24 protein-coding genes, 1 other RNA gene and 3 pseudogenes are annotated in these 25,070 nt (G+C 62.7%); 15 read left to right on the top strand and 13 right to left on the bottom strand.

Going from position 1 to position 25,070, the window contains the following annotated elements; translation table 11 throughout:
- Positions 1 to 5: 5 nt before the first annotated feature.
- From HLH45_RS22060 to xopQ, 4 genes and pseudogenes are all read left to right on the top strand, one after another.
- A complete protein-coding gene (locus tag HLH45_RS22060) occupies positions 6 to 500 on the top strand; it encodes an ATP-binding domain-containing protein (RefSeq protein WP_372567750.1) in 495 nt (164 codons plus the stop codon).
- 54 nt (positions 501 to 554) lie between these two features.
- Positions 555 to 837, top strand: a pseudogene (locus HLH45_RS04565) (type II toxin-antitoxin system RelE/ParE family toxin).
- 17 nt (positions 838 to 854) lie between these two features.
- Entirely contained in the window at positions 855 to 1,145 is a 291-nt protein-coding gene (locus tag HLH45_RS04560) for a HigA family addiction module antitoxin (protein WP_008571772.1), read from the top strand.
- A gap of 348 nt (positions 1,146 to 1,493) precedes the next feature.
- Positions 1,494 to 2,889, top strand: a pseudogene (xopQ, locus tag HLH45_RS04555) (type III secretion system effector XopQ).
- A gap of 102 nt (positions 2,890 to 2,991) precedes the next feature.
- Here the strand turns inward: xopQ and HLH45_RS04550 are convergent.
- The 4 genes from HLH45_RS04550 to HLH45_RS04535 all read right to left on the bottom strand — a co-directional run bounded on the left by HLH45_RS04550 (position 2,992) and on the right by HLH45_RS04535 (position 5,832).
- Positions 2,992 to 3,171: a hypothetical protein gene (locus HLH45_RS04550; protein WP_003482327.1), complete on the bottom strand. Its 180-nt coding sequence runs from the start codon at positions 3,169 to 3,171 to the stop codon at positions 2,992 to 2,994.
- A gap of 67 nt (positions 3,172 to 3,238) precedes the next feature.
- Positions 3,239 to 5,164 (bottom strand): M61 family metallopeptidase, encoded by a 1,926-nt coding sequence (locus HLH45_RS04545; protein ID WP_033478553.1) that lies wholly within the window; start codon positions 5,162 to 5,164, stop codon positions 3,239 to 3,241.
- Between the two features lie 197 nt (positions 5,165 to 5,361).
- Positions 5,362 to 5,438: non-coding RNA, sX9 sRNA (locus tag HLH45_RS04540), on the bottom strand.
- Positions 5,439 to 5,499: 61 nt separating this feature from the next.
- The gene (locus HLH45_RS04535) at positions 5,500 to 5,832 is read right to left on the bottom strand and encodes a hypothetical protein (protein WP_003482333.1); all 333 of its coding nucleotides are present in this window, start codon (positions 5,830 to 5,832) and stop codon (positions 5,500 to 5,502) included.
- Positions 5,833 to 6,397: 565 nt separating this feature from the next.
- Between HLH45_RS04535 and HLH45_RS04525 the strand changes: the two genes are divergently transcribed.
- Positions 6,398 to 6,916: a hypothetical protein gene (locus HLH45_RS04525; RefSeq protein WP_033478552.1), complete on the top strand. Its 519-nt coding sequence runs from the start codon at positions 6,398 to 6,400 to the stop codon at positions 6,914 to 6,916.
- 364 nt (positions 6,917 to 7,280) lie between these two features.
- On the opposite strand, the gene HLH45_RS04520 is transcribed toward HLH45_RS04525, so the two are convergent.
- On the bottom strand, positions 7,281 to 8,024 hold the full coding sequence (locus tag HLH45_RS04520) for a glucose 1-dehydrogenase (protein WP_008571767.1): 744 nt from the start codon (positions 8,022 to 8,024) through the stop codon (positions 7,281 to 7,283).
- An 83-nt stretch (positions 8,025 to 8,107) separates the two neighbouring features.
- Here HLH45_RS04520 and HLH45_RS04515 point away from each other — a divergent pair, with 83 nt between their 5' ends.
- The 3 genes from HLH45_RS04515 to HLH45_RS04505 all read left to right on the top strand — a co-directional run bounded on the left by HLH45_RS04515 (position 8,108) and on the right by HLH45_RS04505 (position 9,906).
- Positions 8,108 to 8,680 carry a TetR/AcrR family transcriptional regulator gene (locus HLH45_RS04515; protein ID WP_008571766.1) on the top strand — a complete coding sequence of 191 codons (573 nt, stop codon included), beginning with the start codon at positions 8,108 to 8,110 and terminating at the stop codon, positions 8,678 to 8,680.
- 116 nt (positions 8,681 to 8,796) lie between these two features.
- Positions 8,797 to 9,366 carry a TetR/AcrR family transcriptional regulator gene (locus tag HLH45_RS04510; protein WP_008571765.1) on the top strand — a complete coding sequence of 190 codons (570 nt, stop codon included), beginning with the start codon at positions 8,797 to 8,799 and terminating at the stop codon, positions 9,364 to 9,366.
- Between the two features lie 63 nt (positions 9,367 to 9,429).
- Positions 9,430 to 9,906 (top strand): nuclear transport factor 2 family protein, encoded by a 477-nt coding sequence (locus HLH45_RS04505; RefSeq protein ID WP_008571764.1) that lies wholly within the window; start codon positions 9,430 to 9,432, stop codon positions 9,904 to 9,906.
- Between the two features lie 171 nt (positions 9,907 to 10,077).
- On the opposite strand, the gene xopAV is transcribed toward HLH45_RS04505, so the two are convergent.
- On the bottom strand, positions 10,078 to 10,776 hold the full coding sequence (gene xopAV / locus HLH45_RS21725; RefSeq protein WP_223866240.1) for a type III secretion system effector XopAV: 699 nt from the start codon (positions 10,774 to 10,776) through the stop codon (positions 10,078 to 10,080).
- Positions 10,777 to 11,124: 348 nt separating this feature from the next.
- Between xopAV and HLH45_RS04495 the strand changes: the two genes are divergently transcribed.
- The 3 genes from HLH45_RS04495 (at position 11,125) to HLH45_RS04485 (ending at position 12,594) form a co-directional block, all read left to right on the top strand.
- A complete protein-coding gene (locus HLH45_RS04495; protein WP_077708913.1) occupies positions 11,125 to 11,769 on the top strand; it encodes an IS3 family transposase in 645 nt (214 codons plus the stop codon).
- A complete protein-coding gene (locus tag HLH45_RS04490) occupies positions 11,766 to 11,981 on the top strand; it encodes an integrase core domain-containing protein (RefSeq protein WP_033478871.1) in 216 nt (71 codons plus the stop codon). Before HLH45_RS04495 ends, HLH45_RS04490 begins: the two co-directional genes overlap by 4 nt.
- Positions 11,982 to 12,255: 274 nt before the next feature.
- Positions 12,256 to 12,594 carry a hypothetical protein gene (locus tag HLH45_RS04485; RefSeq protein WP_008574596.1) on the top strand — a complete coding sequence of 113 codons (339 nt, stop codon included), beginning with the start codon at positions 12,256 to 12,258 and terminating at the stop codon, positions 12,592 to 12,594.
- Between the two features lie 69 nt (positions 12,595 to 12,663).
- Here HLH45_RS04485 and HLH45_RS04480 read toward each other — a convergent pair.
- The 3 genes and pseudogenes from HLH45_RS04480 to HLH45_RS04470 all read right to left on the bottom strand — a co-directional run bounded on the left by HLH45_RS04480 (position 12,664) and on the right by HLH45_RS04470 (position 16,732).
- Positions 12,664 to 13,514 (bottom strand): annotated as a pseudogene (locus HLH45_RS04480) (restriction endonuclease).
- Between the two features lie 463 nt (positions 13,515 to 13,977).
- Positions 13,978 to 14,829, bottom strand: a complete 852-nt coding sequence (locus HLH45_RS04475) for a chymotrypsin family serine protease (protein ID WP_008574601.1) — start codon at positions 14,827 to 14,829, stop codon at positions 13,978 to 13,980.
- Positions 14,830 to 15,181: 352 nt separating this feature from the next.
- Complete coding sequence (locus HLH45_RS04470) at positions 15,182 to 16,732, bottom strand: choice-of-anchor Q domain-containing protein (protein ID WP_134813380.1); 1,551 nt, start codon at positions 16,730 to 16,732, stop codon at positions 15,182 to 15,184.
- A gap of 361 nt (positions 16,733 to 17,093) precedes the next feature.
- On the opposite strand from HLH45_RS04470, the gene HLH45_RS04465 reads away from it, so the two are divergent.
- Entirely contained in the window at positions 17,094 to 17,996 is a 903-nt protein-coding gene (locus tag HLH45_RS04465; protein WP_008574606.1) for a pseudouridine synthase, read from the top strand.
- A 30-nt stretch (positions 17,997 to 18,026) separates the two neighbouring features.
- Positions 18,027 to 18,719, top strand: coding sequence for a DUF2306 domain-containing protein (locus HLH45_RS04460; protein ID WP_046932691.1), 693 nt, complete (start codon positions 18,027 to 18,029; stop codon positions 18,717 to 18,719).
- A gap of 18 nt (positions 18,720 to 18,737) precedes the next feature.
- On the opposite strand, the gene HLH45_RS04455 is transcribed toward HLH45_RS04460, so the two are convergent.
- The gene (locus HLH45_RS04455) at positions 18,738 to 19,169 is read right to left on the bottom strand and encodes a hypothetical protein (protein ID WP_029820583.1); all 432 of its coding nucleotides are present in this window, start codon (positions 19,167 to 19,169) and stop codon (positions 18,738 to 18,740) included.
- A 319-nt stretch (positions 19,170 to 19,488) separates the two neighbouring features.
- Here HLH45_RS04455 and HLH45_RS04450 point away from each other — a divergent pair, with 319 nt between their 5' ends.
- The gene (locus HLH45_RS04450) at positions 19,489 to 19,887 is read left to right on the top strand and encodes an antitoxin Xre/MbcA/ParS toxin-binding domain-containing protein (protein ID WP_008574610.1); all 399 of its coding nucleotides are present in this window, start codon (positions 19,489 to 19,491) and stop codon (positions 19,885 to 19,887) included.
- 110 nt (positions 19,888 to 19,997) lie between these two features.
- On the opposite strand, the gene HLH45_RS04445 is transcribed toward HLH45_RS04450, so the two are convergent.
- The 3 genes from HLH45_RS04445 to HLH45_RS04435 form a co-directional block, all read right to left on the bottom strand.
- On the bottom strand, positions 19,998 to 21,617 hold the full coding sequence (locus tag HLH45_RS04445) for an alpha/beta hydrolase (RefSeq protein WP_008574611.1): 1,620 nt from the start codon (positions 21,615 to 21,617) through the stop codon (positions 19,998 to 20,000).
- A gap of 693 nt (positions 21,618 to 22,310) precedes the next feature.
- Positions 22,311 to 23,243, bottom strand: a complete 933-nt coding sequence (locus HLH45_RS04440; RefSeq protein ID WP_074053295.1) for an XVIPCD domain-containing protein — start codon at positions 23,241 to 23,243, stop codon at positions 22,311 to 22,313.
- Positions 23,244 to 23,259: 16 nt separating this feature from the next.
- Positions 23,260 to 23,697 carry a DUF6393 family protein gene (locus tag HLH45_RS04435; RefSeq protein WP_223866239.1) on the bottom strand — a complete coding sequence of 146 codons (438 nt, stop codon included), beginning with the start codon at positions 23,695 to 23,697 and terminating at the stop codon, positions 23,260 to 23,262.
- A 701-nt stretch (positions 23,698 to 24,398) separates the two neighbouring features.
- Between HLH45_RS04435 and HLH45_RS04430 the strand changes: the two genes are divergently transcribed.
- Positions 24,399 to 24,887 (top strand): hypothetical protein, encoded by a 489-nt coding sequence (locus HLH45_RS04430; protein ID WP_029820586.1) that lies wholly within the window; start codon positions 24,399 to 24,401, stop codon positions 24,885 to 24,887.
- Positions 24,888 to 25,070: the final 183 nt, after the last annotated feature.

The raw sequence follows: 25,070 nt of genomic DNA, 5'->3' as shown, positions 1-25,070 counted from the left end.
GTGCCGTGACCGCGCGCGGCCACGCGGCACCGTCGTCAAGGCCGGGCCACGCTGGCGACAGCGCACGCCATGACGCCCCCGCCACCGACCGCCGTGCCCAAGGCCCCTTGGTCGCCTGGTTCGAAGGCGACGGCGACGGCCAGGTGCGCGGCTTCCACCCCGCCGCACTGCCCGCGCACGAAAGCGCCTTCGCCATGACCGTGCACAAGGCCCAGGGCAGCGAATTCGACGAGGTCTGGCTGCAACTGCCCACCCGCGACGCCCGCGTACTCAGCCGCGAACTGCTCTACACCGGCATCACCCGCGCCCGCCGCGCCCTGCACCTGGCCGCCAGCGAAGCGGTCATGCGCGCCGCACTGGCACGCCACGCCGCGCGGATCTCGGGCTTGGCGTGGCGGTTGGGTGCAAAAGACGACAAGCCACCGCCGGTTCCAGCACCCACTCCAGCGCCACTTCCACAACCACCGCCTAGTGCACCTGTGCAAGGTGCGCTGTTCTGATCAATCCAGTCGGTGCCGGCGCTGTCCCGCAATGGCCGACTGCACATTGGTCACATGATCAGGCGCTTTACCGACAAGGAAGCCGAAAAGATCTGGGCTGGGTGAGCGTTCCCGCCGGTTGCCTGCCGACATCCAATTGGTCGCGCGCCGCACGTTGCGCATGCTCAATGCCGCCGCGCATCTCGACAATCTGCGGATTCCGCCCGCCAACCGGCTGGAAGCGTCGAAGGGCGAGCGGCCCGGCCAGTACAGCATCCGGATCAACGATCAATGGCGCATCTGCTTCCGATGGATGGAAGGCGATGTGGTCCAGGTCGAAATCGTCGATTACCACTGAGCAGGAGGCATCTGTCGATGACGGTCCTACCCAATATCCACCCTGGCGAAATTCTGCTTGAGGAGTTTCTCGAGCCTCTGGGCATCAGTCAGAACGCACTGGCACGCGCCACCGGCGTCCCGCCGCGCCGTATCAACGAAATCGTGCTGGGCAAGCGCGGCATCACTGCCGACACTGCCGTGCGTCTGGCCGCCGCGTTGGGAACCTCCGAGCGCGTCTGGCTTGGCCTGCAGGCCGACGACGAACTGGAGCAGGCGCATCGCGCGCTGGGCGACTTGCCGGCGCGGATCAAGCGGCTGGCGGCATGATCCGGGCGGCTTCCAGCACATGCTGCTAAGTCGGCATAGCGCATGCGCTGCTCGCCAACACCGGCGTCGGGTTGGGCTGATGCGGCGGCGTGCCGGCCGGTGACGCTTCGTCGCCGCACACAGGAATTCACCACGCCGCCCTGGCGCTGCGCTGGAGGTGGGTAACGTTGCGAGCCTGGCCGTCCGCTGGATCGCGCCGCACGCCATTGCCGCGGCCCACGGTCGCACGCGTGAGCGCGAACACGCGACAGTTTCGTGCAGCCTTGCGCATGCATGAGCGAGAGCACCGATTCTGTCGTGTTGCCGACGGGGCTGCCAGCACCGCCGTTCACTGCCAGAGGTCCTCCCATGCAGCCCACCGCAATCCGTTCCACCGTCGGCTTGCCCGGCGCAGACATGACGGCTGACCTACGCGATCCTGCACCCGTCGCCGTGCCCGCACATTCCGCCGCAGACGCGGCCGCGCCGCCGCCGGGCGCCTTGCAGACCATCGTTGGCCGTCCTCCCCGCCCGGACGGACCACGGCACCGCCGCACGCAGAGCTTGCCCGCGCGATTGACGCCCGCCCAACGCAGCATGCTGGCCGAGCTCGGTGTGGCCGACACGTCCGTGCTGACGCCCACCGAGGCGGCCGTGCTGCGGGAGTTGCGTCTGCACCGGCCGCCGTTGCCGCTCGACACGCTGCTGTTCACCGACCCGAACAAGGACCCCGACGATGTCGTGACCTACACCATCGCCAAGCAGCTGCAGGCCGAAGGCTTTTTGCGTCTGACCGACGTCGTCGTCACCCTGGGCGATGCCGACATGCGATCGCAACGCGCGCAGCTGGCCAAAGGTGTCTTCGATCGCCTGGCATTGCCGGAGGTTCGCGTCGCGCGCGGTCAGGACTATCCCATGACGTCCACGCAGGCCCGGGAGCATTCCAAGTTCCTCGCCGAGGGAGCCGCGCTGCGTGCGGCGCCGGACGCGGTGCACACCGATGGCGTCCGCGCGATGCGCGAGCGCCTGGCGACCTCGCCCCACAAGCTCGGCATGGTGGTCATCGCCGGAATGACCGACGCCAGCGCCTTGCTTGCGGAGGCGGGCGATCTGGTGCGGGAAAAGGTCGCGTCCATCACCATCATGGGGGGCATCGACCCGGCCAGGGACGCCGATGGTCTCGTGCAACCGGACACGCGCGCCTACAACAACGCCACCGACATCCACGCCGCCCGTGCGCTCTACCGCCGCGCGCAGCAACTCGGCATTCCGCTGCGCATCCTGAGCAAGGAAGCTGCCTACAGGGCCGCCGTACCGCCGGCGTTCTACGAAGGCATCGCGCGCAATGGCCACCCCGTGGGCGAGTATCTGCGCGATGTGCAGAAAAAACGCCTTGAAAGGCCTGTGGGAAGGCATCCAGGCCAACCTGATCCCCGGCCTGGATACGGCGTGGTTCTTCCGTACGTTCGTCACAGCACAACCGCAGGATCCAGCGGCAGCGGATCAGCAAGGCGCCCTGAGCTTCGACGCCATCTGGCCGCAGGTGACCAAGCTCAATCTCTACGATCCGCTGACCCTGCTGGCAGCGCTGCCCGGCGCCGCGCGCCTGCTGTTTCAGCCAACCCCCATGCACCGCGAGGGAGCCAGCCCGGTGGAGCACGTGGGCCACGCCGAGGTTGTGCGTCCGGAAAAAGCCAGGCTGTTGCTGTCGGCGCTGGCCAAGGCCGCGCTCGCCCAGCAGGACGAGGGGCAACGCGGGCGCTGAGCGCTCCGCAGCTTTCGCGGAGTGGCGCCGTCGGGCGTCATCCGCGAAGCGCGAGGTTGGGCTTCCCCTCCAGTTCGTCCGCCTGCCAACAGGCCGGGCGGCTTACTTGCCCCTCTTTTCCTGCTTGGCCGCGCGCTTTTCTTTCAGCGTCTTGGTCGGCTCTTTCTTCTGGTTCTTCTTCTGGTCCATCCCCTTGCTCATGACACCCTCGTGGTTGCTGGATTGAACGGTCGGGCAGCGCCGGACCCGGCGTGCCAGCGCACTGTAAGGCTTGTGCGCCATGGAAGGGCAGAGGGTCTGGCGCAGGGGAAGACGCGACAACCGGTGGCGGCAGCCGGCGCCCATCGCCTCAGCGTGGCGCAAGCAGCTTGGCCAGGGTGTCGGGCCGCCCGGCCAGCCGCTCCAGCCGTGGATAGCGCAGTGGTCCGGTGTACTGGATCTGCACGTCTGCACGCTGCTCGTCCTGTGCGATGCCCAACACGATGGGGCGGCGAATGCAGTCGCGCACCGCATCGCGCAACGCGTCCTGCTCGAACGGCGATCCATTGACGGTCAACACGCGCGTGCCCGGCCGCAGCCCGGCCGCGAACGCGGGGCCGTTCCAGGCCACCGTGCGCACCATGCCGTCGGCGCGTACCGTCAATCCGATCGAGTAGGTGAGATCGGCAACGCCAGTTTCCGCTTCGCTGGCACGCAACGCGGCCGTCGGCGTGTCGGTGTAGACCAGCGCCCAACCGTGTTGGGCCAGTCCGCGCGTGGTGTCCAGTTCGTCGTGGGCATCGATCCACCCGCGCAGGAAACCTGCCCAGTTCGCTGGCGCCACCGCATGCAACGTGGCGCAGATGTCCTCGAACGTATAGGTCCGCGTGGGCGCGTCCGGCGTGGCGCCGGCGAAGAAGCGCTGCGCGAAATCGTCGATGCTGCGCTTGCCGCCGCTGCGCGTGCGCAGTTCGGCATCCACGGCCAGCCACAGCATCACGCCTTCGGAGTAGTAATCGCGTCGGCGCTGCCAGTCGCGCCACGCCACCGGCTGGCGCAACATGAAAGCCGGGTAGTGCACGTCGTCGGATAAGGAGCGCCATGCCCGCCCGGGCCGCGTTGCGATCTCCGCTGCTTCCAGCGCCAGGCGGTCGCGCACCTCATCGGGCGTGAACTGGCCGGCCCGTGTCGCCAGCACGCGGCCCCAGAACTCGGTCTGTCCCTCGTACATCCACAACAGGCTTCCGGAGACCGGCACGTTCGGCGTCGGTGCCCATAAATCGGCAGGCGTCCGGTAAAAGCCGTTCCAGGCATGCACGATTTCGTGCGCAATCAGGTCGCGCGAGAGGATCTGGCCCGGCCAGTCCTGGAAATGCGACGAGGCCAAACCGTTCTCGCTGGACGCACGATGCTCGGTGCCGCCGGCCGACCCCTCGTCGCTCAGCCGCGCCAGGATGGCGTAGCGTGCAAACGGTGGCGGACCGAACACCACGCCCAGCTGCGCAAGCAGCGAACGTAGTTCGGCCACACGTGCGGGCGGCACCTGCAGGTCGGCGGGCCGCTGCGCCACGATATCCAGCGACACCGCCCCGCTCAGCGGCAGCTGCGCGGCGTATCGGCCGGCGAGCACCGGCGCATCCAGCAGCGTTTCCAGCGATGTCGTCTTGAAGGCGTAGTGCGTGCCGCGCACGCGCTCCACGTCCAAGGCACTGAACGGTCGCAGCCCGTCGGGCAGCGTCAACATGGCGGCCACAGCAATGTTCCGCGCATACCAACCGGCCGGATACAGCACCAACCGCTGCCAGGGCACAGACACGATGTCGCGTGTCAGCAACTCGCCGCCGGCCACCATCTGGAACCGCACATCGAGCTGCTGCACGCCGGCCGGCACCTGCACGTGGAAGGCATGCGGCTCATAGGCATCGCGTCGCCATGCCAGGCGGCGGCCCGCTGCATTGACCTCCAGGCCGGCAAGATCGGTCACCGTCAGGCTCGGCCCGTGGCTGGCGGCCTCCCAACGTGGATACAGCAGCGTTATTGCGCCGCTCGCGTCTACCGGTATCTGCTGGCGCACAGCGAAGATGCGGCGCGCTACGTCGGTGGCATCCACGTCCACGCGCATCACCCCGGCAAAGGCGTGGTCTACCGGCGGCGCAACCGTCGGCGTCGGGGCAACGTACGTCGGGCCGTGACTGGATTGCGCGAACCCTTGGCCTGCCAACAGTGCGAGCACCACCGCCAAGACCGACGCACGCGCAAAGCGAAAAGGGGGAATGTGTCTTGAATGGATGCGCATTGCACGGCCTCGAACAAGGCCGTGATCCTATACGCCTGCAACAGCATGTAGCCATCTCGAAAACAGCGCGCTGCTCCAGCTCGCTTCGGCGCATGCATCCGCATCGACGGACGCACACACGTGCCCAGATGCCGAACGCCCGCGTGCGATCGTCAAGGGCTGCACGCGGGCGCCGGTGACAGCCGTGGCCTTAGAGCGGCTAACAAAACGTAGGCAGCAGCCGTCAGGCGGGCGCGGACGGCGCGCTCAGAACCGCAGTGTATGCGTGGTACATGCCGATTCCGAGCGCCGGCCGCGGCCGCCTGGCGGTTGCGCAGTCGTTCTGTCAGCTGCTCTTATTTGGCCGGTACGCGCTCGTACTGCTCACCACCGGTATTAAGATGGCCGTTGCTCTCGTCGATGGCGAAGTTCACCGTCTCGCCATCGTTGGTGACCTGCAATGCGCCGTCCTTGTACACCGCCGGGTAGCTTTCGGTCTTGGGCTGGCGGCTGAAGAACTTCGGTGTGGTGCTGCGCACCATGAAGGTCTCGCCATTGCGCTCGATGTCCATCGTCTCGTCCTGCGACTGCAGGTTGACCCAATGCCCAACGAACTTCTCGCCTTCCACCTTGGCGCAACCGCTCATCAACAATGCCGCGGCCAGCGCGGTGCCCATCCACTTCATCATCGTGCGTTCTCCAGTTGAGGCTGCAGCGAGGATGGCGGGTGGGGGATGTATGGGAGGTCAAGGCGTATTCGCCCAGGCCTCGAATGCGAGCACTGATGAGGTTGGAAGAAGTCGACCCGACTCTTGTCTTACGTCAATTCTGCCTCTGCTCCCGCACCTTCCGCCAAGTGCGAAAACGCGTCACATGCGAACCTGTTGCGACAAAAGACCCCCTCAAATACGCTGTTGAACTGCCTTCGCAAAAAATTACGGAGATATCGTGAAGCACATATGGAGCGCTGTGCTGGCGACAGGATGTGCCGTTGTCTCGGCCTGGGCCCAGGCCGTTGCAATCCGGTGCGACACTTGCCGAGTAGACAGCGATTTTCGTGCTGAAGCGGTGCGCAGGGGACCTGGCACCCACATCGTCTACAACGTAAAAGATAACCTGGTTCAACAGTGGTACGTTGGATCAGACGGCGACACAGTGCCCGCAGCGGTGAAAGCTCCACCGACGCCAATCGTGCAGCAGCAGACGCCATCCGCTGGAGCGACTCAAGAGCTCGCCAACGCGCACACGTTTCATGTGATCGATGGGGGCACCATTCGACCTATTTACAATATCCCGATCGAGATGCTGGGATTGAATTCTCATGCACGCGAGAAAAGCGCATACGATTACGTGATCGATGCAAATCTCAGGGCCATGGTTGAATCTGCCACGGGCAGCAGCTTGCTGATACAACAGGTCACAGGCTCCGGGACCACGGCGTCGCTGGCCAACCCGCATCGGGCAAACTTGCTTTTCAGAGTTGTCTTCAAGGACGGCTCATATGTCGGCGTGATCGTCGATGTGAATCAGGCCAACGGAAAATCCGAACCCGGTAGCGAAAGAGCCGCAGCGGGCCAATCGATTCCGAAGCAAGCCAGCGAACTTTCGGGTACCTGGACCAACAACGGGGGCGACAACCTGGCCCCGATGGTGGCGCTCATGCAACGCCTTGGCGGCACTGTGAGCGACGCGGGGTCTGCGGGCGCAGGCGGCACAATCACCGCAATCGTGTGCGTGGCTCAGCACTGCACGGTAGCGCGTTCGGCGTCGTGATCGATCGTTGGCATGCATTCCAGGCGCTTATGACGACCGTTCGCTGGGCGGATGGAGTGCTCGACATGACACAGGCAGCAAACCGGAAAAACTGCGCTCAGGCTTCACCCAATAGCGCGCTGCAGGTTCGGCGCCACGCTGGAGCAGATCGATCGGCTCTCGGTGTCGCGACGCACGGCCAGTGCGCAAGGCGACATGGCGTGGCGACGGGATGCCGGAGTACCCCCTGATCGGCGGCAACCATTGGACAAGGCCACCGAAAAAGTAACCCCGGCCGCGTTTCCAGCAAACATGGCGACAACCGCCACCTGCGGGCGATCGAGCGCGCGGTCACCCTGGCTGATCGCAGCGCTCTGGCAGCGGCCTAAATCGCCATGACTCCGCCATCGATAAACAACTCGTGCCCCGCGATGAAGCTGGACGCGTCCGAGGCCAGGAACAGTACCGCCTCGGCGATCTCCTCGGCGTCGCCCAGACGCCCGAACGGAATCATCTGCTTGAACGCGTCCTCGGCCCCTGCATTGGCTTCCAGGTAGGTCTGCATGGCCGGTGTGTGGACCATGCCGGGCGACACCACATTCACGCGGATGCCGCGGCTTTTCAGGTCGCTCGTCCAGGTGCGCGCGAACGAGCGGATGGCCGCCTTCGTGGCGCTGTAGACCGAGAGCGCGCCAATGCCCTTGCTGCCAGCCACAGAGCCGGCCAGGATCACGGCGCCGCCGCTGGCCATCAGCGGCAGCGCCTTCTGCACGGTGAAGACCGTGCCCTTGATGTTGGTCGCCAGCAGGCGTTCCAGGTGCGCAACGTCGATCTCGCCAAGCGCGGCCGACTCGGAAACCCCCGCGTTGGCAAAGACGACATCCAGCCGGCCGTGCTCCTGCTGGATGCGCGCATAGAGCCGGTCCATGTCCTCGGGCACGCCGACATCGCCCTGCACGCCCACCGCGCCGCCGCCGATCTCCGCCACCGCAGCGTCCAACCGGTCCTGCCGCCGCCCCGTGACGTAGACCTGCGCGCCTTCGGCCGAAAACGCCTGCGCTGTCACCAGCCCGATGCCGTCCGTACCGCCGGTGACCACGACCACCTTGCCTTCGAATCGCTTGCCCATGGTGTTTCCCAGTAAGTGGAGGATTGCTCCACTTAGTATATGGAGGTAGCCTCCACTTCCACAAGTCACGCCGGAAGAGCCCGTTGACCGCCGACACTCCCTTGCGCGCCGATGCCCAGCGAAACCGCGAGCGCCTGCTTGCCGCGGCCGAGGAGGTATTCCTGGAGCGCGGCGCCGAGGCGTCGATGGAAGACGTCGCCAAGCGCGCCGGTGTGGGCATCGGCACGCTGTATCGGCGCTTCCCCACACGCGAGTCATTGTTTGCCGCGGCCTATAGCGGGCGCTTCCTGTCGCTGGCGAACGCTAGTCACGCGCGCGCCAGTTCGCTCGACGCGCTGACCGCGCTGCGCGCGTATCTGGAGGATCTGGCACTGCACACCAGTGTCTATCGTGGCCTGGCTGCGTCGCTCGGCGCCGTGCTGCAGAGCGGCACGCCAGGGTGCGAGGCCGTCAGCAAGGAAGGGCAGCAACGTTTGCGTAGCGCGCAGAACAGCGGCGTCGTCCGCTGCGATGTCTGCTTCGACGATCTCGTCGTCGTCGCCATCGCCACCTCGCTGGCCACCGAACAGCATGGCGCGCCGAAGACGCGCATCGCGCATCTGATCGGGCTGTTCGTCGACGGCATTGCAGCGCCAAGGGCGGCGTCGGCTGCATGAGGCGGCTGACACGATGACGTCCGGATTGCCCGATCGTTCGTGTCGGGTGATGAGGGCTCGGAACCCACGCACGCGCGAGCGTTGACAAGGGAGAACGATCGTTCTACCTTGGCGCCGTGGACAAGCCAACCAACGACACCCAACAGAAGATCCTGGCAACGGCTGAGGCGCTGATCTATCAGCACGGCATCCATGCCACCGGCATGGACCTGCTGGTGAAGACCTCAGGCGTGGCGCGGAAAAGCATCTACCGCCACTTCGACAACAAGGACGAGGTGGCCGCCGCGGCACTGAGCGCGCGCGACGTCCGTTGGCTCGAATGGTTCAGGCGCGAATGCGACAAGGCCGACAGCCCCGAGGCGCGCATCTTGCGCATGTTCACGGTGCTCAAGGAATGGTTCCAGTCTGCCGGTTACCGCGGCTGTGCCTTCATCAACACCGCAGGCGAGGTCGGGGACTCCGACGATCCAATTCGCAAGATCGCCAAGCATCACAAACAGAAGTTGCTCGACTACACGCTGGAACTGACCGGGCAACTGGGTATTACGCAGCCGGCCGCACTGGCGCGCCAGCTGCTGCTTCTCATGGAAGGCGCAATCACCGTCTCGCGCGTGATGGGTGACGAAGACGCCGCAGACACCGCAAGGGATATCGCGCAGTTGTTGCTAAAGCAGGCCACCGGCTAGCGGCCTGACGCTCCGTCGCAATCTCAAAACACCGATGTATCCACTTTGATTGGAGGCTTTGCCATGTCCAATGCTCACGCTCGCCCGCCGCTTCCTCCCTTCACCCGCGAATCGGCGATTGAAAAGGTACGACTCGCCGAAGACGGTTGGAATTCCCGCGATGCCGACAAAGTGTCGCTTGCCTATTCGCTCGACACCCAGTGGCGAAACCGTGCCGAGTTCATCAACGGTCGGGAAGAAGCGCGGCAGTTTCTTGCGCGCAAATGGAACAAGGAGCTTGAGTACCGCCTGATCAAGGAACTGTGGGCCTTTACCGAAAACCGTATTGCCGTGCGCTACGCCTACGAATGGCGCGACGATTCAGGCAACTGGTTCCGCTCCTACGGCAACGAGAACTGGGAATTCGGCGCCGATGGCCTGATGGAGCGCCGCTTCTCGTGCATCAACGACATGCCGATCAAGGAAAGCGACCGCAAGTTCCACTGGCCGCTGGGCCGTCGCCCGGACGATCATCCGGGGCTGTCTGATCTGGGTATGTAAGGGGTTCTACGCGACTGAGATGCAAGCCCTCGGCGGTGCTTCTGCACGGGGGCTTTTGTCTGGCCCGGCTGCGTCATTGGCATGCAGGGGGGAGGCGGCAAGGAAACAGGGTCAAGTTCACTCAGAAAGTAAACCTGACTCCGTTTCCGCCCCGTTTCCGTAAGTTGTACCTTATTCGGAGGACGACGCTGTGGCGGCCGCCGTCACCGACCTTCTAAAGGCAAGCAGGCGATCGACCAGCGCGTCCGCGTCATCGCCAACGCCGCTGGCCGCCTCCCACAGGCCCGGCTCCAATCTGGAAGGCTCCCACGTCGCCAACCGCAGCAGATCGTCGGCGAGCAGCTGGGTCTCATGCTCGTTCATCGGATGCGCGGCGCGATCGTGCTCCTCGGGCATCGTGACAATGTCGACCGCGCGGTTCATGCAGCCGTCTGTCATTCCCATTGCGCGGGCCCTGGAACTGATGTTGTTTCCATACGCATAAGCGTGTGCCAGGCGCTGGACGGCACTGAGCGCGCAGGTGGTGGCAACACCGGCCAAGGCGGCAATTCCGCTGTACTTTGCAAGTTGATCTTTCTCGCTGATATAGCCCATGAATGCGACCATGGGTGGAGGAATCGAAGCGATACCAGTGAGGGCGGCGCCGATGCCGGCGACGGTCGAAACGTGGCCTGCAATCCGTTGCCCCGTCGTTCTGGTCGACGCTCTGCGCACCGGTTGTTGTGGTAGGCCTTGCAACTGTGCATCTATCCGTGCATCGGCATGTCGCGGCTCTGTGGCGCCGAGTTCGATCTCGGCATGACCGCGTTCCAGATCGATCTCTTCTCTTCTCGCCATCGGCGACAAAGACGGTAACACTGCGGGATGCATGAGACACCTCACCATGGATGGTCGATGCCAATTTTCTCATCGAAACATCGCCGCGCCTCATCGCGCGCCGAAACGCACGCGCTTTCGACGAAGTCGCAAGAACAGAATCAGGTCCATTTAGAATTCAACCTGACCCAGTTTGCTGTGGTCTGATCTGGTGTATAGGGGTCCCAAACGAAGGGGAGGAAGCTCCAGCCAGTGGTGCCGCACGGTGCTTTTTGTCTGTCCCCGGCCTGCGTCATTTGCACGCAAGGAGAAGGTTGAAAGGAAAATTGGGCCAAATGCATTCAAAAAGTCAACCTGACCCCGTTTCCGCCTTCAAAAAGTCAACCTGACCCCGTTTCCGCCATGAAGTACGCCTGGATCCGTGAGCAAGGCGAATATCGGGTGCGTCGGCTCTGTCACGCACTGGGGGTATCTCCGAGCGGCTATTACGCGTGGCGCGGACGTCGTCCTGGAACGCGTGTGCAAGAGAACGCGCGGCTATTGGAGCGGATCAAAGACATGCACCTGCAGACGTATCAAGCCTATGGTGCCCTGCGCATGTGGCAAGCCCTGCGCCAGCAAGGTGAAACCTGTGGCCAGCATCGGGTAGAGCGACTGCGTCGAGCGCACGGCATTCGCAGCAAGCGCCGTCAGCGCTATCTGCGCACGCGTAGCACCTACCAACGCACCATCGTGGCGCCGAACCGCTTGGAATGGCCCTTCGTCAGCCCTGGACGTGATCGGGTCTGGGTTGCCGATATCACCTTCGTGCCCACCCGCGGCGGTTGGCTGTACCTGGCAGCGATACTGGACATGCACAGCCGTCACCTTGCGGGCTGGGCGATGGGCGCTCGTGCCGACCAAGCCCTGGCCAGTGCGGCGTTGGAGATGGCACTACAACGCCGTCGACCATCAAAGGGCACCATCCATCACAGCGATCAGGGCTCGCAGACACCAGCGGCGCGTATCAGCGGCAGTTGCAGGCGGCGGGCTTGGTGGCAAGCATGAGCCGCAAAGGCATGCCGTACGACAACGCAGTGATGGAAAGCTTCTTCAGTTCGCTCAAGCAGGAGCTGACGCACCACGAGCAGTTTGTAAGCCTCGACGAGGCACGCGCAAAGCTATTCACATACATCGAGGTGTTCTACAACCGCCAGCGCCTGCACAGTGCTTTGGGCTATCGCTCGCCGGTCGAGTTTGAAAGGACGGATGTTCCTTAATTAAACGGTCCGAGAAATCGGGGATGGTCCAACCTGACCCCGTTCCTAGCGGGAATTGCTTTTCAGTCAGCAAGCGCGCCCCTGCGGCGCTTTTTTTGTATGCTTGAGCCGCGCATGAAAACCAAGCATTCTCGTGCAAAGTGAAGGGTTGCTGGCAGCGTCGATGTTTGCGGCAGAAGCACCAGCTGGATCGTTGCTAATAACGCGGCTGCGTCTGCAGAAATGACAGGATGAAACATACGCCGGGCGATTCGCTGACCAACCGAGTATTAACGTGTCGTTTGTAGACCAAATCCAAATCTCGCATCCCTACCTGGTCAGTGTCGTCCGTTGTGGTGACGGGATTGAGGTCACGTTGAGCGATGTTTTCCCTGCTGAGTTTCGTGTCTTCCAATTGTGGGCTGCGCCTGAAGTTTGGCCCGGCTACAAAGAAGTCGAAGGCAGCCTCGGCTTGATCGAGGAAGATGGCAGGACGCTCTGGCTATGCGGTGCCGGGGTGTCCGTGGAAGAGGCTGTGGAAGATGCTTTGTTGAAGTTCGTCAATTGGGTCGTGCATCCAGCGGATGTGACGGCAAATGACTTCTGCATGCGGCCGGCACTCCCTGTTGGATAAATATAAATACTAGATGTAAAAAATAAAGCGCTACGAGGTTAGTTTGTAAAAAACGGGGGTCAGGTTCGCTTACGAAGTTCCTCTGCACTTGGGAAACTGGATACAACCTAGGAAGTTCTGGCCGGTGCGCCGGTTTGTCCTCTGCACAAGCGTGCTGCCGCAGCGTGGGCAGCCTGGATTGACGAGATTTGCAGAAGTAGAAGAATCAGGTGAACCAAAGACAGGCTCGATGCGCGCGGATATCGCCGTCGGCTGCTATCGCCGTCGGCTGCGCTGTGGCTTGTTGCTGCACCGCTTGGATCATGTTCAGCAACTGTTCGCCGCCAATTAATTCGATCGGTTTGCCTTCGGCAAAGCGCTCGGCGTCTTTCGTGTAAGTGCCGATGCAGGCGATCTTGACCGCGTGGGCCTGGTGATGTGCCAGCAGGCCGTACATTTCGCGCCACGCTGACGCCAACCTGCTGGCGTTTCCACTGTTTGCATTGCACGAGTGTGCGGCGGCCGTCCTTGCGCAGAATCAGGTCGATGCCGCCGTCTGCACCGCCCAGGCCGGTTTCTTCGACGCTATAGCCTTGGCGGCGAAATGCTTCGCCTACCAATCGTTCGAATTGGCGCCAGCCGCCAGCGGCCAGGCTCTCCAGGGTGGTACGTGTGTCCAGAAAGCGTTGCCGGCTGCGTGAGCCCAGATAGGAGCACAGCGCGGCGAGCCAGCAGATGCCGAGCAGCATCCACGCCAATGGCGCGAACGCCCCACTCGACTGTTGGGCAAACCCTTGCGACAGCATCCCGCCATGGTGGGAGAACCACCAGCCGATGCCGTAGCGCACCCCAAGATACCCAACGATTCCCGCTACAAGGCCGAGCGGCCACGGCAACGCGGCCAACGCTTCAAACCCACTCTGCTTCTTTCTGCGTCCCATGCAAGAACCCCCGTTCCAGGTTCGAACATAACTGCTGAAACGCGTGTTGTCAGCAAGCGAACGATGCTATTGCGATCTGCACCCCATCAAGTGATTAGGATCGTGCACTTCAGCGCGGAAGGCTTACACGGATCTCAATGCTTGAGTCCGCTAAAACTACGTCGGCAGTTGCATCGGCAGCCGCAAGCCGACTCTTGAACGGGTTGCGCGCGGATTGTTTTCGGATACGACGATCAACATGACCAGATGCAATGCGGGCTAGTGGTCGCCAACTTGGCCATCGTTACGAGCGGAGTCTTTGGATCGTCGGTGGAGGCAGGTTTGAAGGTTCTCTGCCTTGAGATCAAGCGGGCAACACTCAGTTGCGGCAACTCGTTCCATTCAACCCCTTCCCTTGAAGGGGGAGGGGCTGCCGGCCCGGAGTGATAGGCGAATACTTCGTCAAATCATCTCACTGCCGAAATCAGTTTGGTGGTGCAATCGTATAATCAGGCTGCTCACGGAAGAACTGAGCTGTAGATGTATAAAACATCATGTTCAGATTATCGTATTGACCTTTAATGATCCCATGCATCACTCCCGATGAGCTCACCACCGGTCCGCCGGAATCGCCTGGACCTGTCAGGCCGCCGAAGTCAGGGGTGGCGGCATGCAGTCCTTGGAGTCCTGGGTCTGGGAAATTTGCAGGAATGCGCGCATCGGTCCAGTCGCACAACACGTCGGTGCTCATGCCGCTTGTGCAGAAGCGGTCAGTCGGAGGAGCGGGCGTGTGGCCATTGACCGCAATCGTATCGAGCCCGCCAGCGCGCGACCGATAAAGAATTGCCCGCGAGAGCAGGACCTTGCCTACCGCACGCGGCTCGTAGGTCGAAACGATTGTGCAGTGAATTCCCGTTGATGGCGCTTCGCAGTGCCGGTAGTTATGCAGCACCGGTTCCACGCGAATCAATTCGAGATCTGAAACGCTCGATTTCCATGAGACATAGCCAAGATCTGCCCCATCTACGGACACTGTGCTGTTGTAGTCACCACAGTGACCTGCAGTCAGAACGAACCGGACCGCTCTCCGATAGGGCGTCAAGTTAGCAAGGACGCCTGTCTGCTTAAGCACAAGGCCGGCAGTGCAGCGGTTACCCAGGCTCATCGTCAGCACCGTACCGCCAACCACTGGCTGCCGGAGTCTGGCCTGATCGATGGCAAGCGCCGAGGCAGACGCAAGGAGCGCCAGGACACCAACGGCGATCAAAGAGCCGCGACGTGCACGTCCCATTTTCTTTTGAGACGTATCTGGACGCGCGAAGTAAATATTAATCATCTTTTCCTACGAGGTTATGGTGAAACAACTCAAGACATCGTAATTCCTCGGCAATTAACGTTTTTTTTAGGGACGAAGCGCCGCCGCAGCAAACGAAGTAGATCGCTGCCGCGCTTTTGCGTGCAGCTGCGCATTGACCAAATCCGGAACTGCGCAAGATTTCAACATGCGGCTTGATCGGCTTCAGCGGTTGAGCAAGCTGTGCGCATCACAACAAGGCCAGATTCGATGACGCAGTCGGCAGCACAAAGAGGCTGGTCCTGGGGATCCTTGATCGCATGACCGAGCAGGCTTAAGCCACTCGGCCACACAATGCGCGTCCTCGCCAGGGGAGCAGGACACGCAGTTCGATTTACTTGATTTCCACCGCGCCCACATCGCACACCGCGGTATCACGCGCAACACCACGCTGGTCGATCGTGCGGCAGTTGCTGCCGAGGTTGCGCACCGGGCTATTGGCCGCCGGCAATTGGGTGAGCGTGGGTCCGCCATTGGCGGCGGGTGCGCCCAGCAGCGGGTCGGTGGCGCGTGCCAGGCCGGTGGTGAGGCAGCTATGGAACAAGCCGCCCGCAGCGGAGTACTCGATCAGGTTGTTGCCGGTGCTGCTCTGGTCGCTGCAGAAAGTGCGCTCGGTCTTGGAGTAGAAGACGCTATTGCGGATGTCGAAGCCGCTGCCGAACAACGTGGACCCGGGGGTGTTCTCGGCGAAAGTGACGTTGTTGAAGCGCACCGTGGTCTTGCCCTGGTCGCCATTGGACGGCTGCCAGCCTACATGCTGGATCGCCGCGCCCACACCTTTAGCGTAGTTGCCGTAGAAGGTGCTGTTGCTGACATTGCAGGACGGGCCGTAGCAGTCCATGTACAAGGCACCGGCATTGCTCTTTTCGGCGCGGTTGGAAATGAAGCTGGTTTCTTCGATGTTGATGATGCCCGGCGTGGTGATGGTGGTGCCGGAGTGCGTGGTGTCGCCGAAGCCCAGGCTGATGCGCGCACCGCCGGCCGGGCCGCCATAGGCGATGTTGTTGGCGAAGGTGGAGTAGCGCACGTCGATGGTGTCCGGTGCATACGCCCACAACGTGGCGCCGCCGCCGCTGTTGGCCGCGGTGTTGTTGCGCACCACCGTGCCGCACACCGAGAGCGTTGCGCCACCGGCAGCGGCGTTGAGGTAGCCGGCAAGCGAGGCCCCGTCGGTGTCGATCGCGCCGCTGTTACCGAACTGGTCGCCATCGGGGAAGCCGGCCGGCGCATTGATGGCCTGGTTACCGACAAATTCGGAATTGACGATGGTCAGACGGCTGAGCTGGGTGTAGAGCGCGCCGCCCAACCATGAGGTGTTCCTGGAGAACGCGCTCTTGACGATGGTCACGTCGGTATCGCTGCCGGCAAAGATGGCACCGCCACCGATGCTGCTGCGGTTGCCCAGGAACTGGCTGTTGATCACTTCCAGCTTGCCGCGGTAGCTGACCTTGATCGCGCCACCGCCCCAGGTGCCGGGCGCGTACTGTGTATTGGATGCCGGCTGCACGGAGCTGCCGTTCTGAAGTTTGAGATTGCGCACCGACAGCGCATTGCCGTTCTGCACCTGGAAGATGCGTGCGGCCTGGCGGCCATCCAGGGTGATCTTGCCCTGACCATCGATCACCGTTGGCGTGCTGGCGCTGATGTTGATGGTCTGGTTGACGGCGATGCTGGCTGCACGGGTGCCGCAGTTGAAGGTGACATAGCCACCTTGCGCCACCGCAGTGGCGAGAGCGCTGGCGGTACAACTGGCGGCCGTGCCGTTGCCGACCACCACGCCGGCATTGGAGTGCGCCCACGGCTGCGGCGTGGTGCATTGCGCCACCGATGGCACGGCGGCGATGGCCGCACTGGTGGTGACCAGCGCAAGAAGCCCCGCCGTCACGACGGTGGCGTGAAGTGTTGAACGCATGGTGATGTTCCTGCTTGAGAAAGGGATCGAAGGAGAGCCGGTTGCACGTACGCAACGTCAACGGATTTGATGACATGTGTATTGCAAGCCGCAGCGTCACGATCGAGGCGTGGCATGCGGCGCGATCACACGCATCGCGCTTCCAACCTAAGTTCCATCACACCACGCGTCGATGCGGCGCCATCGCGCGGGCGCACATCGCTTCGCGCATGCCGACTACGGCCACTGCAGCGATTGACCGATGCTGCACTGCTGCAACTGCCACGCTGCATGCAATGCGTTGCCGCGTCGCGCGTTACCATGCTGCACTCTCGATCCTGTTGCGATCCCGGCGATGCCCGATGCACCCCGTACCTACGATGGCACGCCGGCCAGCCGCTTCCAGCTGCCTGCCGGCCCGTGGGTCTCGGTCTTCGAGGCGCTGTGCGCGTGTTTTCCGGCGATCGCGGCCGAGCGTTGGCGCGACCGCTTCGCACGCGGCCTGGTGCGCGATGCCAACGACCAGGCCCTAGCGTTGTCAGCACCGTATCGCGTGGGTGCGGACATCCGCTATTTCCGCGAGGTCGCCGATGAGCCGGTGATTCCTTATGTCGAGACCGTGGTGCATGCCGACGCGCAGTTGGTGGTGGCCTGCAAGCCGCACTTCTTGCCGGTGGCACCCGCCGGTGCATACGTGCGCGAGACGCTGCTGACGCGACTGGTGCGGCGGCTGGACAATCCGGCGCTGGTGCCATTGCACCGCATCGATCGCGAAACCGCGGGGCTGGTGCTGTTCTCGGCCAACCCTGCCACGCGCGGGATCTATCAGGCCTTGTTTCGGCAACGGCGCATCCGTAAGCACTACCTGGCGGTGGCACCACCGCTGCCACAGCTGAGGTTTCCGCATGTGCACCGCAGCCTGTTGGTGCCGGGCGAGCCGTTCTTCCGCATGCACGAGGGCGTGGGCGAAGCGAACAGCGAGACGGTGATCGAGGTGGTCGCACGCAACGCAGACACCTGGACGTATCGGCTGGAGCCGGTGACCGGGCGCAAGCATCAACTGCGTGTGCACATGGCCGCGCTGGGCGCGCCGATCCTGCACGACCGGTTTTATCCCGAGCTGGAAGCCCAGCGGCCCGATGACCCGGAACGCCCGCTGCAGCTGTTCGCGCATACATTGGCGTTCGATGACCCGCTGACCGGTGAGCCGAGGCACTTCACCGCAACGGTGGGGCCGATGCACTCTGCCGCGGGCTGACCGAAGGAGCGGGACATGCACGTCGATCCGATGCGCGATGGTGTTGCGGTCTCCCGTTACCGGCGATCGACCAGCTTGTTGTGGGCGCTGCTCTGGCTTGCGCTGGCCGTGTTCGCCGGTGAGTTCGTGCGGCCCGTGTATCTGAAGTATGCCGCAATGGATTCGCCGGCCTATGGCATGTTTCTGACTCGCCGCGGTTGGTTGTGGTGCCACCTCGGCGGTGGTGCGGTGGGCATTGCGCTTGGCACGTTGCAGTTCGCCACGCAACGCTGGCGCAGACAGGCGTGGGTGCATCGCTGGACTGGGCGGGCGTACGTCGCCGGCATGCTGGTGGCCATGCTTGGCGCCACTGGGCTGATTGCTACCTCGCCCGCGCCGACGACGATCCGCGTTGCCTTCGCAGCGACGGAAGTGGCATGGGCGGCGGTGGCATGTGTCGGCCTGCTGGCCATCGGCCGCGGGCAGCTCGACCGGCACCGGCGCTGGATGGTGCGGGCATATCTGGTGACGCTGGCGCCGGTGGTGTTTCGCATCGCGCTCTATGCAGCAGTTGGGGCCGCGGTGGTGCCTTCGCCCGGCACGATCGCCGCGCTGCTCTGGGCGAGCTGGGCGGTGCCGGTGCTGATCCACGTGGCGGCAACCCGCCGGGCACTGACCAGGCCCTGGCGCAGGCGCATCGCTGTGCCGCGCCAGGTGCCGCGGTCGTCATCGACGCGTGGCTGAAACCCGCTTCGGCACGCCTCAACGCACCTTGTACAACACCGCCGCACCCGGCCTGGGTTCGAACATCGGCACGGTCTGCTGTTTGAGCGCGGTGCCCTTGGCGTCCCACACCAGGGTGTCGGTGGGGTATTCGTCCTTGCGGGTCATGCTGTCGATCTGTTTGGCGATGACGGTGGATCCGGCTTTCACGTCCGGGTTCCAGGCGAACACGCCCAGGCGGCCGTAGAACACGGCCGGTGCTGCGGCGTCCAGGCGACGGTCGGGGCACATGACCAGGCCGCGTTCCAGCATCACGCGCAGCGCGCCGACCGGCACGGCCTTGACGGTGGGCGTGGTGCGTTCGGTGCTGTGGCCGGGGCAGACATTGGCCGAGCGGGTGAGCATGTCTTCGACCACCTGGCGGTCGGACTGGGCCAGCGCCGGCAGCGCGGCGGTGGACAGGGCAAGCATGGCAAGGGCGGATTTCCAGGGCATCTGACAACTCCTCATGAGGTGAGACTCCAACACTGCAGCCCATCCACGCGCGGGCTGCTGCCAGTGACGCGCCCGGATGCTAGCAACCGCTGCGTTAAGTGCTGCGAAGGCGGGCAGGCGCGGGCGACGCCGTGCAGGCGATGCGCCGGCCAGCACGCGTGTTCCATGCCGGGCCGCCGCGCCGCGCTGCATCACGCAACGGCCGCTGACGCGCCTGGCGGCTGTCAGGAGTCTCCCGATTGAGCGGCAGCAGCGGCCCGGTTAGCGTGCGCGCACGTACTCAGCTGGACAACCCATGGAACGCGCCGACCTCATCGCAGCAGTGCTTACCGGCATGCGGCGCGCCGAAGATTTTCGCGCGCAGGGCGCGCTCTACAGCACCGCGCACAGCGAGCAGATGCAGGTGGACCACGGCAAGGCGGCCGACGCCGAGCTGGTGCTGTCGATGTTTGCGTTCACCCCCGAACACCTCAAGTTGCTTGGCACCGCCGGCATCGAAAACCTGGGCGAAATCGTTTGCCACGCGTGGGCCTTGAACGGTGGCAATAACGAGGCATTGATCCGCTGGTTTCGTCAACCCATGAATGCCCTCGACGGCCAGACGCCTGCGGCGATGGTGCGTGGCGGGCGCATCCAGGTGCTGCTGCTGGTGCTGCGCCAGCAGGTGGAATGGGAATTGCCGCGCTCTGCCTGATGCCTGATGCCTGATCGACACCGCCGTGCATGCGGTCCGGCATGCGCGGTGCGGTTGCGGCGGGCGTTGCACGCGCGGGTAGCCGTGTGCAACGCGATGATCTCAGCCACTCACCGTTTCGGTCGCGCCACTGCGTACATCTCTGCGGCGATCTTCTTCATCAGCGCGTCGTTGTCGTCGCCCTCGGTGTAGAGATCGAAGTGGGTGCGGCCTTCCAGATAGCGGAAATCGCTCCTGGCGCCCAGGCCATCGAGCACCGCCTGGAATTTATGCGCCGCGCCATCCAGGTAGAACGTATCGGCGGTGCCGACGATCACATGGATCTTGCCGTCCAGGTCCGGCTTGAGCGTGGGCCATTGCGCGGCCACGCGTGCGGAAATGTCGTAGTGGGTACGCCAATAGGCCACCACGGCCGGGTCCACCTTGCCGGTGTCGCGGTCGAACATCGGCAGCGGGCGGCCGTCGGCGCCGCGCGGCGAAAAGACCCACTCGAACGAGGTGAGCTGGCCGCCGTACGGGCCGAGCACCCGTTCGAGCTTGGCGAAGGTTTCCAGATCGGCCAGCACCTTGCCGTGGTCGCGGATCAGCGGAAACTGGCTGCCGTCGGCGCGGCGGTAGACGTTGGCATTGGGCGCGTACAAATCCGGGCCGGTGAAGTCACGGAAATCGCTGGAATCCGGCGAGGTGGACCAGGTGCCGCCGAACAGTTTGGGGTAGCGCGTCTGCAACCACAGCGTGGCCCAGCCGCCGGACGAATGCCCGTTCAAGAAGCGGCCGCTGGCCTTGCCGTCCATCTTGTACTGACGCTCGAGCGCCGGAATCAGCTCTTCGGTCAGCGCGGTGCCCCACGGGCCGTTATTGACCGAATCGGCGAACTCGTGGGTACCGGTGGGCGTGGACTGATCCAGGAAGACCCAGATCATCGGCGGTATCTGCTTGGCCGCCATCAGGCGCCAGGTGGATGCAATGCTGCCGGCGAAGCGGTTGTAGTTACCACCGAAGCCATGCGTGACGTACACGGTGGGATAGCGCGTGGCGGCCTTGGCGTTGTAGCCGGGCGGCGTCAGCACACGGGCGCGCAGCGACACCGGCCGGCCCCAGAACGCGCTGAGCGACGGACTCACCATCGAGGCATCGGCGCTATGCAGCCTGGCTTCGGGCACCGCATCGCGCACCGCCTGCGGCGCGCGTGGCGAGACCTGCCACGGATTGTCCGAGACCGGCACCTGCTTGCTCAAGGTCAGCGCCGGCAGCGGCTTGCCGTTGGCCAATGTCACGGCGGTGACCTCGCTCAGCAGATCGCCGCCATCGCGGCCGCTGTAGCCATAGCTGCCACCCGGATCGAGCACGGCCTGGAACAGATAATCGCCGGCCGGCAGCGCAGAAAACCCGCGCGGGAAGGCGATGTTGTCCAGATCGATCTGGACGCTGCCGCCGGGTGCCAGCGCGGTGACCTCCTGCGCGGCGACCGCCACTGCGGTGGGGCGGAAGGGATTCATATCCACCTCCTCCACCTTGCCGTCTTTCCCGCTTTGCTTGGCCTGCGCCTGGGCATCCTTGGCCAGGGTGGCGAACACCAGCAGGCGCCCGGACGTGGCCTGGTCGGTCGCCCCGCCCAGGGTGACGCGCAGCAGACGATGCGCCGGCGCCGGCTCGGCGGCGTGTAAGACACAAGCGCACAACAGGCCAACGGCCAGGCCCAGGCGTGGGGCAAGACGATGCAGGGACATGCAGATCCTTGAAAGCGGATGGGTGGGGTGGGCTTGGTGGCCCTGTGCGGACTGTAGCCAGTTTCTGGGGAGCTGCGCGCGCTGTGGGCGAGATGAGGTCAGCGCATCCAATCCAGGTATTTTACGCGCTCAGGTTGGGGTCGCTTGCGGCGCAAGAGTGGCTAGAGTTGCATGTGTTCAAGGCGTTTGTGGTGAGGGCGGACTAGCTCAGCGCAGCTGATACAGCACAGATACCATGCAGTTAGATCGACTGTCTGAACTGCTGAGGCAACCGGATATCCAGGTCACGTCGAATTTGCGAGTGGAGCTCAAGACATCGATAGGCAAGCAGCAGACAGGCGTCAGATAAGTTATATGACGATATTTGTAGTTAGAAGTTCATGCATCGCTGCGACCCGGTAGAAAGCGACCTATGGACGCTTGTCTACTGGTAGAGTGGCGAACTGATAATTCCTACTTCTTCCCTGTGCCACTCGGTGCAGACAACGTCGTCGATGCCGGCAGTCAGCTTCCGGTGCACTTGTCCGACAGCCCAACGCTTGATCGCGTGGGCTAATTGCTGGCAATGCCGATATGACGGTCCAGACTCGTCGAGCGCTATGTTGACGGGCCCGGAGCACGTCCACAATACAAGTTGATTTTGATTATGTTTCTTGCGCTTGTAATCATACGCAACTAACCAGTTCGCCGTGCTTATCGCAATCCGAGTGCGCCATGACTTGGTTGATCTATCGAGCGTGATGCTTCCTGTGCGGGGGGCTGTACAGCTTGCTGGTTTGCGGTTTCCAGCTTCTGCAGGTTCTCTGCCAACGGCTGCTTGACGGCCTCACCTTTGTCGACATGGGTGCGCAGGAGGTCCATGTCATTTCCTGGATTCTTATAAGTTGCGAAGACATTGCCATTGGTTTGGCTTGGAACGACTTCTTGGATCTCGGGCAGAGGCGGACGATTAAGTTTTGCCTGGACAGCCAGGGCGCCGGCAATCCGCTCCTTGTCTTGCTGATTGGTGTAAACACCAACATCTGGACCCAGCTTGTCGAGTCCAGCAAGAGCCTGTTTGAACAATGGATCATCACGCAGCCGGGCTTCTTGTTGCGGATCGAGAGGTGCTCCACCTGCACTAAAGGCACGTCCTGAATTACCTAGACCTGGTACCGCGGGCTGGACCGACTCGTCCAGCTGTCGCCCCGATGCAGGCGCCCAATGTCCTAAGACTCCGTCGTTTTTCGGTTCCTGAAGACCCACGTCCCGCAGAACGCTATCAGCGAGTGTGTTTGAGTTTTGCAGCAGGGGATCGTAGGGATATTTGTCATCCTTACTCCTGGCATTAGCGACCATGCGGCCCCACGTTCCGGACAAGTCCGCGCCATTTGCAATCTCTTCCCGATACTGCTTTTGGCCAATTGCATTCGGATTGTCCCGATGATCAGGGTTGTTTCGGTCATAGGGGAGGTTAGTCTCAACGTGCATCCGTCCGTACGGCAATCCAGGTCGCTCATCGCCAGTCCAGCCGCTAATAGTGCGCTGGTTGCCCTCCTTGTCCGTGTAGAGAAGGAACTTGTGGTGGTATTCCTTGCCGAGAGCAGCCCCGATATTCCGGTACCCGACTTCGATCTTCTCATCCATGACATGCTCCTGTGGCTTACTGATTCTTGATATGAACGGCTGCGACGTGTGTCACCTTGCCGTCGGCATCCAAAGAAAAAGTCATCACTACGGAACGTGCATCGGGATCCAACATCGCTTGTCCCTTGTTGTCCCTGACGACAATCTTGCTTTCGGTGTCTTCAACGACCTTCGAGGTTGGAGATTTACCGAAGGTCTCTAGCACCGACGCCTTTGTAGTGCCCAACGGTATGTATTTCGTAACGATATTGCTCACATCGATCTGCTCGAATCGAACGGGTTTTTGGGAAGCATAAATCTCGTCAAACATTGGGCTGGCTCCTGTCATCGAGGGGTCTTCCTGTGTCGAAGTAGTGCGCGCATTGTCCGCATTGGCGCAGGACGAAAGTGGAAGTACCGCAACCCCGACAAGTGCAAGTGTTGCGGCCAAGCACTTCGACATGATGCGTGGCATGGCGATCTCCTGATGCGACTAATCACGTGATTCGAATATCCGCGAGATACTGTCCTTCTCGGCCAAGCTCGAAAACCGAGTAGCGTTCGGGCGGAAGGCTGCCAGCTTACTACAAGCTCTCAAGAGCCGATAGTCGTTGAGCGGATTGTCAATGGGGCTTTGCGCTGACGCTTCTGGGCCAAGCCCAGCATGGATCGGTGAGTAAGAGCAATCCATGAGTCATCAATAGACGCTCAGACTTCAGTAGCGGCCCTGACGTACCGAGTCGCTCACTAAGTGACGGATCCGTTCTGTCTCAGTTGTTTTCTAGCTCGATCGACCGAACCCGGTTTGTTCTCCTCTGAAAATCAAAACTGCATCACGTAACGAAATCGCTGAGACGATTTGTCGGGTTGGCATGTTGCAGAAACTCAAAATCGCTGCACCAGAAAGTAATCGATTAAACATCGATGGAGATCTGGAATTACCTTCAACGCCGTATCTAATCGTCAAAAGCGCAAGCGATTATCTGCTGTTTGAGATGTTCGCAAATGGCACTGCGTGCTCTTTCAAAGCGCAGTACATCGCACTACAAACCGTGGCCGCTGATCGTCCTTGCACCATAAACTCACACTCAGGAGTGATCAAAATGATCCAGAAAAAAAAACCGTCGCTGTGCGCTTGCGGCATGCAGCCTCTCGCTTGTGGCGATGGTGCTGTGTATGAGCGCAGCTGTTGCCGCAGCGGTGCCCGGGAAGGAAACGGTTACGTTGCGCCATGTCTTCGCCACGCTGCAGAACGGTCAGCAGGATCAGAAGCCCGAAGATGTTGCGGCGTGTCGCAAGCAGGTTGCCGAGCCGACGTCCAAATACCTGGGAGTGGCGGTCACCACCACCTATTCCATCGATGTGCAGTCGAAGATGATGACCGCTTCGGCGTCGCTGCCATCGCCTGTTGCCACGCAGCCGTTGATGCTCACGGTGCCGCTGTCGCCGTTGGGGTTGTCCGGCGACTATGCGTTTGGTGCATTCCGGCCGAGCGCACTGCCCAACACCTATGTGCTGTTCTCGGTCGGGCTGAATTTCAAGGACCCCAAGTCGTCCGTGCTCGTGCTCAACAGCGACAAGCGCTACAACTGCCTGGTCACCAGCGATCCGGCGCCCTTCCAGGGAGCCTTGAGCAGCCAGCTTGGAAAGGACCAGGGGCGTTGATGTTGCAGCGTCCCAGTCGCCGCCGGACGGGCCAGCCGACCAGGGCTTCAGCGCGTTCGACCAATCGCTAAGCGGCCGCGTCCCCGGAGCAGGATGTGCCCAGCACAGGACGCTGGCGATGGGCGAGCGGTGGCGTTGTCCGGGACGCCGTATCCGAGCAAGCGGCGTGGTTGCCTGCCGCGA

Origin of the sequence: Xanthomonas euvesicatoria, assembly GCF_013112235.1 — a bacterium.
Taxonomy (GTDB): Bacteria; Pseudomonadota; Gammaproteobacteria; order Xanthomonadales; family Xanthomonadaceae; genus Xanthomonas; species Xanthomonas euvesicatoria.
This window is presented reverse-complemented; position numbering and strand designations above follow the sequence as displayed.